General features: G+C 72.5%; 8 protein-coding genes. 5 read left to right on the top strand and 3 right to left on the bottom strand.

Annotated elements, in window-relative coordinates; all coding sequences use genetic code 11:
- The 3 genes from CCN29_RS29830 to CCN29_RS29820 form a co-directional block, all read right to left on the bottom strand.
- Positions 1 to 567 (bottom strand): NADH-quinone oxidoreductase subunit NuoE family protein (locus CCN29_RS29830; RefSeq protein WP_442538560.1); only part of this gene is annotated, 567 nt, incomplete at its 3' end.
- The gene (locus CCN29_RS29825; protein ID WP_086685656.1) at positions 548 to 2,476 is read right to left on the bottom strand and encodes a molybdopterin oxidoreductase family protein; all 1,929 of its coding nucleotides are present in this window, start codon (positions 2,474 to 2,476) and stop codon (positions 548 to 550) included. The genes CCN29_RS29825 and CCN29_RS29830, both read right to left, overlap by 20 nt.
- Positions 2,473 to 3,444, bottom strand: a complete 972-nt coding sequence (locus tag CCN29_RS29820) for a 2-dehydropantoate 2-reductase (protein ID WP_086685654.1) — start codon at positions 3,442 to 3,444, stop codon at positions 2,473 to 2,475. The genes CCN29_RS29825 and CCN29_RS29820 overlap by 4 nt, the downstream gene beginning before the upstream one ends.
- Positions 3,445 to 3,621: 177 nt before the next feature.
- On the opposite strand from CCN29_RS29820, the gene CCN29_RS29815 reads away from it, so the two are divergent.
- The 5 genes from CCN29_RS29815 (at position 3,622) to CCN29_RS29800 (ending at position 8,461) form a co-directional block, all read left to right on the top strand.
- Positions 3,622 to 4,977 (top strand): OFA family MFS transporter, encoded by a 1,356-nt coding sequence (locus CCN29_RS29815; RefSeq protein WP_006130623.1) that lies wholly within the window; start codon positions 3,622 to 3,624, stop codon positions 4,975 to 4,977.
- The gene (locus CCN29_RS36375; RefSeq protein ID WP_006130624.1) at positions 4,946 to 5,086 is read left to right on the top strand and encodes an MFS transporter small subunit; all 141 of its coding nucleotides are present in this window, start codon (positions 4,946 to 4,948) and stop codon (positions 5,084 to 5,086) included. Before CCN29_RS29815 ends, CCN29_RS36375 begins: the two co-directional genes overlap by 32 nt.
- 195 nt (positions 5,087 to 5,281) lie before the next feature.
- Positions 5,282 to 6,229 carry a beta-ketoacyl-ACP synthase III gene (locus CCN29_RS29810; RefSeq protein WP_006130625.1) on the top strand — a complete coding sequence of 316 codons (948 nt, stop codon included), beginning with the start codon at positions 5,282 to 5,284 and terminating at the stop codon, positions 6,227 to 6,229.
- 166 nt (positions 6,230 to 6,395) lie between these two features.
- Entirely contained in the window at positions 6,396 to 7,073 is a 678-nt protein-coding gene (locus tag CCN29_RS29805; protein WP_086685652.1) for a GntR family transcriptional regulator, read from the top strand.
- Between the two features lie 206 nt (positions 7,074 to 7,279).
- On the top strand, positions 7,280 to 8,461 hold the full coding sequence (locus CCN29_RS29800; protein ID WP_031017818.1) for an ROK family protein: 1,182 nt from the start codon (positions 7,280 to 7,282) through the stop codon (positions 8,459 to 8,461).
- Positions 8,462 to 9,018 lie beyond the last annotated feature (557 nt).

Genomic DNA, 9,018 nt, shown 5'->3' with positions numbered 1-9,018 from the left:
CTGCGCCCCCAGACCCCCCTTTCGGCCCTGGCGGGCCTCGTCCTCGAGCTCCCCCAGAGGGGGTACCCCCAGACGGGCTGATTCGCCTGCCCGGATCACCAGGGCCGCCGGGGCCCTTTCGCACAGGCCCAGGCACGGGCTGCGTTCCACCTTGACGCCGGATTCCGGGCCCAGGCGGGCCTCCACCGACTCGCACAGTTTCGGCGCGCCCGCCGCCGTGCAGGCCAGGTCCGTGCACACGTGCAGCACCGTCGCCGGGCGCGGGCGGACGGAGAACATCGCGTAGAAGGTGGCGACGCCGTACGCCTCCGCCGGAGGGACCGTCAGCCGGCGGCACAGGTAGCCGAGACCGCCCTCGCTGATCCAGCCGACCCGGTCGTTGAGCGCGTGCAGCCCCGGCAGCAGCAGATCGCGGCGTTCGCGCGCCGCCCGTCCGCCGCGCGCCCACCTCAGGTCCGCGTCGGAGCGGTCGGCGCCCTCCCAGGACGACTCGGGCGGCCCGAGCAGGGTGTCGACGGCGGCGCGCTCCTCGTCCGTCGGCTTGCTGTCACCGAAGTGCAGATCCATGGGTGCTCACCTTCTCGATCCGGATCGCCGACGCCTTGAACTCCGCCGTCCCCGCGATCGGGCAGTTCGCCTCGATCGTCAGCTGGTTGGTGTCCACCTCGTCGGGAAAGTGGAACGTCATGAACGCGAGCCCCGGCCGCAGCGCGGGGTCCACCCACACCGGCGCCCGCACGGACCCGCGGCGCGAGGTCACGAGCACCTCCTCGCCCACCACGACCCCGTACCGCTCGGCGTCCTCCGGGCTCAGCTCGACGTACTCGCCGCGCCGCAGCGGGGAGGCGAAACTGCCGCTCTGCACCCCGGTGTTGTAGGAGTCGAGGCGGCGTCCCGTGGTGAGCCGCACCGGGTAGTGCTCGTCGGTGAGGTCCACCGGCGGGTCGTGCTGCACGATCCCGAACGGCGCCGGACGGCCCCGGCGTCCGGGGTCCGTCTCCCACAACCGGCCGTGCAGGTACGGCGGTTCGAGCCGGTCGGTGCTCGGGCACGGCCACTGGATGCCCTGGTGCTCCTCCAGGCGCTCGTAGGTCATGCCGTGGTGGTCGGGGGAGACCGCGCGCAGCTCGTTCCACACCGCCTCGGCGCCGTCGTACTTCCAGTCGTGGCCGAGGCGTCCGGCGAGGTCGCAGAGGATGTCGATGTCCTCGCGGGCCTCGCCCGGCGGTGTCACGGCCCGGCGCACGCGCTGCACCCGGCGTTCGCTGTTGGTGGTGGTGCCCTCGGTCTCGGCCCAGCCGGCGGTCGCGGGCAGCACCACGTCGGCCAGTTCCGCCGTCTTCGTCAGGAAGATGTCCTGGACCACCAGGAAGTCCAGCTCCTTCAGCCGGCGCACGGCCTGCTCGCTGTCCGCCTCCGACTGGGCCGGGTTCTCGCCGATGCAGTACACGGCGCGCAGCGACCGGTCCTCCATCGCCTCGAACATCTCCGTCAGGGTCATGCCGTACCGGGGCGGGATGACGGTGTCCCAGGCGGCCTCGAACGTGGCGCGCACGCCCGCGTCGAGGAGGTCCTGGAAGCCGGGCAGCCGGTTGGGGATCGCGCCCATGTCGCCGCCGCCCTGCACGTTGTTCTGCCCGCGCAGCGGCTGGAGCCCCGAGCCGTAGCGGCCGACGTGCCCGGTCAGCAGGGCGAGATTGATCAGGGCGCGCACGTTGTCGGTGCCGTTGTGGTGCTCGGTGATGCCCAAGGTCCAGCACAGCTGCGCGCGTTCGGCGCGGGCGTAGGCGTGCGCCAGCTCCCGTATCGCGGGGGCGGGGACGCCGGTCACCTTCGCGGCGAGGGACAGCGTCCAGGGCTCGACGAGGTGTCGGTACTCCTCGAAGCCGGTGGTGGCGCGCCGCACGAACGCCTCGTTGACCAGGCCCGCGTGGATGATCTCGCGGCCGATCGCGTGGGCCATCGCGATGTCGGTGCCGACGTTCAGCCCGAGCCAGCTCTCCGCCCACTCGGCGGTGGACGTCCGGCGCGGGTCGACCGCGTACATCCGGGCGCCGTTACGGATGCCCTTGAGGACGTGCTGGAAGAAGATCGGGTGCGCGAAACGGGCGTTGGAGCCCCACATCACGACGACGTCGGTGTGCTCCACCTCCTCGTACGACGAGGTGCCGCCGCCCGAGCCGAACGCGGCGGACAGCCCGGCAACCGACGGCGCGTGGCAGGTGCGGTTGCAGGAGTCGACGTTGTTGGTGCCCATGACGACCCGGGCGAACTTCTGCGCCACGTAGTTCATCTCGTTGGTGGCGCGGGAGCAGGAGAACATGCCGAACGCGCCGCGTGCCGCGCCGAGTTCACGCGCGGTGCGGTCGAGGGCCTCGTCCCAGGTGGCCCTGCGGAACGGCTCGTCCCGGGAGTCGCGGACGAGGGGGTGGGTGAGGCGGGTGTAGGTCTTCGGGGTCCGGTCGCGTTTCCTCATGCGGCGCTCCTCAGCGCGAGCAGGTCGGACAGGGCGTGCACGGTGCGCAGGGTGGGCACGGGGACGCCGGTGATCTCCGCCAGCTCGACCACGGCCGCGAGCAGCACGTTGAGCTCCAGCGGCTTGCCGCGCTCCAGGTCCTGGAGCGTGGACGTGCGGTGGTCGCCGACCTTCTCGGCGCCGGCCAGCCGCCGTTCGATGGAGACGCCGACCTCGCAGCCGAGCGCGCGGGCGACGGCCAGGGTCTCGGCCATCATCGTCTCGATCACCTGGCGGGTGCCGCCGTGCAGGCACATCTGCCGCATGGTGGCCCGTACCAGGGCGCTGATCGGGTTGAAGGAGATGTTGCCCAGCAGCTTGAGCCAGATGTCGTTGCGCAGGTCCGGCTCGACCGGGCACTTCAGTCCGCCCGCCCGCATCGCCTCGCTCAGGGCGAGACAGCGCGCGGAGACACCGCGGTCGGGTTCGCCGATCGAGAAGCGGGTGCCTTCCACATGGCGGACGACACCGGGCCGTTCGAGTTCGGTGGCCGCGTACACCACGCAGCCGACGGCCCGTTCGGGCGCGAGCACCGCACTGACCGCGCCGCCGGGGTCCACGCTCTCCAGCCGGCGTCCGTCGTACGGGCCGCCGTGCCGGTGGAAGTACCACCAGGGAATGCCGTTCTGGGCGGCCACCACGGCCGTCCCGTCGTGCAGCAGCGGCTCGATCAGCGGCCCGCACGCCGCGTACGAGTTGGCCTTCAGACCCAGGAACACGTAGTCGGCGGGGCCGACCTCGGCCGGGTCGTCGGTGGCGTGGGGACGCGCGGTGAAGTCGCCGCGCGGGCTGCGCACCCGGACTCCGTCCTGCCTCATGGCCGCGAGATGCGGTCCACGGGCGATGAGATGCACGTCGGCGCCCGCGCGGTGGAGCGCGGCGCCCACGTAGGCGCCGATCGCGCCGGCGCCGAGGACTGCGACTTTCATGGCGAAGGGAGCTCCGTCCGGTCGAGGGATACCGAAGAACCGGGAATCGCCGAATCTCTGTCGACGAAATATTGTCTACAGTATGGAGGCAAGGGCGACAAGGCTTTGTGCAGTACCGGTGGTTGTCCGCTCAACAGTCTTCTCAAGGGGCGAGTCGCTCCCTACGGTTGGGGACTCATGAGTCCCCCCGTCGCACCGCCGGGCTGGAGCCGCTGGCTCGTCCCGCCCGCCGCGCTCGCCGTACACCTCTCCATCGGCCAGGCCTACGCGTGGAGCGTGTTCAAGCCGCCGCTGGAGTCCGCGCTCGACCTCAGCGGCACCCAGAGCGCGCTGCCCTTCCAGCTCGGCATCGTCATGCTCGGCCTGTCCGCCGCGTTCGGCGGCACCCTCGTCGAACGCCGGGGCCCGCGCTGGGCGATGACCGTCGCCCTGATCTGCTTCTCCTCCGGCTTCCTGCTCTCCGCGCTGGGCGCGGCCACCGAGCAGTACTGGCTGATCGTGTTCGGCTACGGCTTCGTCGGCGGCATCGGCCTGGGCATCGGCTACATCTCGCCCGTCTCCACGCTCATCAAGTGGTTCCCGGACCGGCCCGGCATGGCCACCGGCATCGCCATCATGGGCTTCGGCGGCGGCGCGCTGATCGCCTCCCCCTGGTCGGCGCAGATGCTCGACTCCTTCGGCACCGACAACGTCGGCATCGCCTACGCCTTCCTGGTGCACGGGCTGACGTACGCCGTCTTCATGCTGCTCGGCGTGCTCCTGGTGCGGGTGCCGCCCACCGCCCGCCCGGCGGCCGGCGCGCCCGCCGTCACCGCGGGGCCGCAGGTGTCCGCCCGGTCCGCCGTGCGCACCCCGCAGTTCTGGCTGCTGTGGCTCGTGCTCTGCATGAACGTCACCGCCGGCATCGGCATCCTGGAGAAGGCCGCGCCGATGATCACGGACTTCTTCGCGGACACCTCCGCGCCGGTGTCCGCCACGGCCGCCGCCGGGTTCGTCGCCCTGCTGTCCGCCGCCAACATGGCGGGACGCATCGGCTGGTCCACCACCTCCGACCTCATCGGCCGGAAGAACATCTACCGCGTCTACCTCGGCGTCGGCGCGCTGATGTACGCCCTCATCTGGTCGCTCGGCGACTCGTCCAAGCCGCTGTTCGTACTGGCCGCGCTGGTCATCCTCTCCTTCTACGGCGGCGGCTTCGCCACGGTCCCCGCCTACCTCAAGGACCTCTTCGGCACCTACCAGGTGGGCGCCATCCACGGCCGGCTGCTCACCGCCTGGTCCACCGCCGGCGTCCTCGGCCCGCTCATCGTCAACTGGGTGGCCGACCGGCAGGAGGAGGCCGGCAAGCACGGCCCGTCCCTGTACGGCGTCTCCCTCGTGATCATGATCGGGCTGCTGGCCGTCGGCTTCGTCGCCAACGAACTGGTCCGCCCCGTCCACCCGCGTCACCACGAGCCGACCACCGCCGACGCGGCGGCCGGGACACCGAAGGAGGCCGCCGATGACCGGCGAGAGCAGCCCGAGTCAGCCTGAGCCCTCGCGCCGCGCGCTGATCGCCTTCGCCTGGCTGTGGGTGGGCCTCCCGCTCGCCTACGGCCTGTACGAGCTGGTGCGGAAGGCCACGCAGCTGTTCACGGGGTGACCCGGAGGCGCGCACGGTCCGTGTCCCCACGGGCCGTGCGCACGAGGCGGGACGGGGGACGCCCGGCGGGGCCTTCCGGGCGCTGACGGAAGGCGACAAGGCTCGCGCACGTTTCCTGTCGCTTCACCTGCGCTCGTACCCGTGAGTCACTGATCAGACTGGTGCATCCCGCAACCGGATCGCAAGGGGATCACCATGAGCGGCTCGCGCATCACCGCCCTCGGCCACTACCAGCCCGCCCGGGTCCTGACCAACGAGGACCTGGCGAGCATGGTCGACACCAGTGACGCGTGGATCACGAGCCGGGTGGGCATCCGCACCCGTCACATCGCCGGATCCGACGAACCCGTCGACGAACTGGCCGCGCATGCCGCCGCCAAGGCCCTCGCCGCGGCCGGCCGGACGCCCGACGAGATCGACCTGGTCCTGGTCGCCACGTCCACCGCGATCGACCGCTCGCCCAACATGGCCGCCCGGGTCGCCGCCCGCCTCGGCATGCCCGGCCCCGCCGTCATGGACGTCAACGTGGTGTGCGCCGGCTTCACCCACGCCCTCGCCACCGCCGACCACGCCGTGCGGGCCGGCGGGGCGCACCGGGTGCTGGTCGTCGGCGCCGACAAGATGTCCGACGTCACCGACTGGACCGACCGCACCACCTGCGTCCTGGTCGGCGACGGGGCGGGCGCGGCCGTGGTGGAGGCGGCGGCTCCCGGCACGGAGAGCGGCATCGGTCCGGTGCTGTGGGGGTCGGTGCCGGAGATGGGCAACGCGGTGCGCATCGAGGGGACCCCGCCGCGGTTCGCGCAGGAGGGGCAGAGCGTCTACCGCTGGGCGACCACCCGGCTGCCCGCATTCGCCCGCCGGGCCTGCGAGAAGGCCGGGCTGACGCCCGCGGACCTCGCCGCGGTCGTGCTGCACCAGGCCAACCTGCGGATCGTGGAACCCCTCGCGCGCCGGATCGGCGCCGTCAACGCCGTCGTCGCCCGGGACGTCGTCGACTCCGGCAACACCTCGGCCGCGAGCATCCCCCTCGCCTTCTCCAAACTCGTCGAGCAGGGCGCGGTGTCGGCCGGGGACCCGGTACTGCTGTTCGGCTTCGGCGGCAACCTGTCGTACGCGGGGCAGGTCGTGCGGTGCCCGTGAGCGGCTCCCGGTGGTGGGGGAGCGGCGAGGGCGGGGTGTGACGAGGGCAACCCGAACGGGGTGCGGCGGTGCGCCGTAGACTGTAGACGAAAGACAATCACCCAGGACGTCTGCGGTGTCACCGGCGTGCATGACGGACGCGCGGCGCCGCCGAAGAGGGGGACCGATGTTGTCGACAGGACTGCCCCACGGGGCGGTGCCCCGGCTCGAGCGCCCGGGCCCGCTGCGCGACCGCGTCTACGAGGCACTGCTCGAGCTCATCACCACCCGCGCCCTCCAGCCGGGCCAGCACCTCGTCGAGAGCGAACTCGCCGGCCACCTCGGCGTCTCCCGTCAGCCGGTGCGTGAGGCGCTCCAGCGTCTCAACACCGAGGGGTGGGTCGATCTGCGGCCCGCACAGGGCGCGTTCGTGCACGAGCCGACGGAGGAGGAGGCCGACCAGCTCCTCACCGTCCGCACGCTGCTGGAGGCGGAGGCGGCCCGGCTGGCCGCGAGCAACGCCGACAGCAAGGGTGTCCAGGCGCTGGAGAGGATCCTCGCCGAGGGGCTCAAGGCCGTCGAGGCGGACGACGTGGACGCCGCCGTGGCGCTCAACGCCCGTTTCCACGCCAAGGTGATGGAGCTCGCGGGCAACGCGGTCCTCGCCGAGCTGGCCGCCCAGGTGGACCGGCGGGTGCGCTGGTACTACACGCCGGTCGCCCGGCAGCGCGGCGAGCAGTCCTGGATCGAGCACCGGGAGATGATCGCCGCGATCGCCGCGCGGGACGAGCAGTCGGCCACACGGCTGATGCGCGAACACACCGAGCACACGCGGCGGTCGTACCACGCGCGCGGCGACAACTGAGGGGGGTTTCGCCCGGACTGAGCGGGGTCGTCCCGTGCCCCGCGCCCCGCCTTTGTCCTGAGAGTGGAAAAAGTAGGGGCCAATTCCTGCGCGACTTCTTCCCACCTCCGGCAAGCGCTGCTACTTTCCCATCCGAAAGCACGCCACACACGTGGCCGGAATCCGGCGCGCACAGCCGATGAGGCGGGGAGGGGCTCGTGAGACGCATGACTGCGCGACCCGCGAACGCCCATCAGGCACGACTGCTCAGGCTGCTGCGCGACGGCGGACCCAACTCCCGTGCCCAGCTGGGCGACCAGGTCGACCTGTCCCGGTCGAAGCTGGCCGTGGAGGTGGACCGGCTGCTGGAGACGGAACTCGTCGTGGCCGACGGACTCGCCGCCTCGCGCGGCGGCCGCCGCTCCCACAACATCCGGCTCAACCCGCACCTGCGCTTCCTCGGCGTCGACATCGGCGCGACCTCGGTCGACGTCGCCGTCACCAACGCCGAGCTGGAGATCCTCGGGCACATCAACCAGCCGATGGACGTGCGCGAGGGACCGGTCGCGGTCTTCGAGCAGGTGCTGGCCATGGCCGCCAAGCTGAGGGCCACCGGGCTCGCGGAGGGGTTCGACGGCGCCGGCATCGGCGTCCCCGGACCGGTCCGCTTCCCCGAGGGCATCCCGGTGGCACCGCCGATCATGCCGGGCTGGGACGGTTTCCCCGTGCGGGAGGCGCTCAGCCAGGAGCTCGGCTGCCCGGTCATGGTCGACAACGACGTGAACCTCATGGCACTGGGGGAGCAGCACGCGGGCGTCGCCCGCACCGTCGCCGACTTCCTCTGCGTCAAGATCGGCACCGGCATCGGCTGCGGCATCGTCGTCGGCGGTGAGGTGTACCGCGGCACGACGGGCAGCGCGGGCGACATCGGGCACATCCAGGCCGTGCCCGACGGACGCCCGTGCGCCTGCGGCAACCGGGGCTGCCTGGAGGCGCACTTCTCCGGCGCGGCCCTCGCCCGGGACGCGACGGAGGCCGCCGAACAGCGGCTCTCGCCCGAACTCGCCACCCGGCTGGAGGCGAACGGCACGCTCAGTGCCGTCGACGTCGCCGCCGCGGCGGCCGCCGGTGACGCCACCGCCCTCGACCTGATCCGCGAAGGCGGCAACCGCACCGGGCAGGTCATCGCCGGCCTGGTCAGCTTCTTCAACCCGGGTCTCGTGGTGATCGGCGGCGGGGTGACCGGCCTCGGCCACACCCTGCTCGCCGCGATCCGCACCCAGGTCTACCGGGGGTCGCTGCCCTTGGCGACGGGCAACCTGCCCATCGTCCTGGGCGAGTTGGGCCCCACCGCCGGAGTCATCGGCGCGGCCCGCCTGATCAGCGACCACCTGTTCTCCCCCGCATAGCCGGACGCCGGCACGGCCCAGGCCACCCCGGCGCCCACTAGCACCACCCCGGCGCGGGCCAGCCCGCACCGCCCCCAGCACCACCCGGTACGGGCCCGCCCGCACCGGCTCAGGCACCACCCGGCGCGGGCCCGCCCGCACCGTCCCGAACTGCACCACCCGTCGGCACGGGATGCCCGCACCGGCGCGCAAGGCACAACGCCGGTGCGACAGCCAGCCGTACCGGCACGTGAGGCACGACCGCGGACGCGGATGCCACTCCGCTTCCGCGCGCAAGGCACAACGCCGGTGCGACAGCCAGCCGTACCGGCACGTGAGGCACGACCGCGGACGCGGATGCCACTCCGCTTCCGCGCGCAAGGCACAACGCCGGTGCGACAGCCAGCCGTACCGGCACGCGAGGCACCACCCGCCGGCGCGGACGCCAGACCGTTGCCGACGCGCACAGCACCACCGTGCCGGACGGCCGCCAGCCGTATCGGCACCGGGAGTTCGACCCGCCGGGCCGGAAGCCGCCGGTCCGGCACGTGAGGCACCACCCGCCGGCGCGGACGCCA

The organism is Streptomyces pseudogriseolus (assembly GCA_002154585.1).
GTDB lineage: Bacteria > Actinomycetota > Actinomycetes > Streptomycetales > Streptomycetaceae > Streptomyces > Streptomyces pseudogriseolus.
This window is presented reverse-complemented; position numbering and strand designations above follow the sequence as displayed.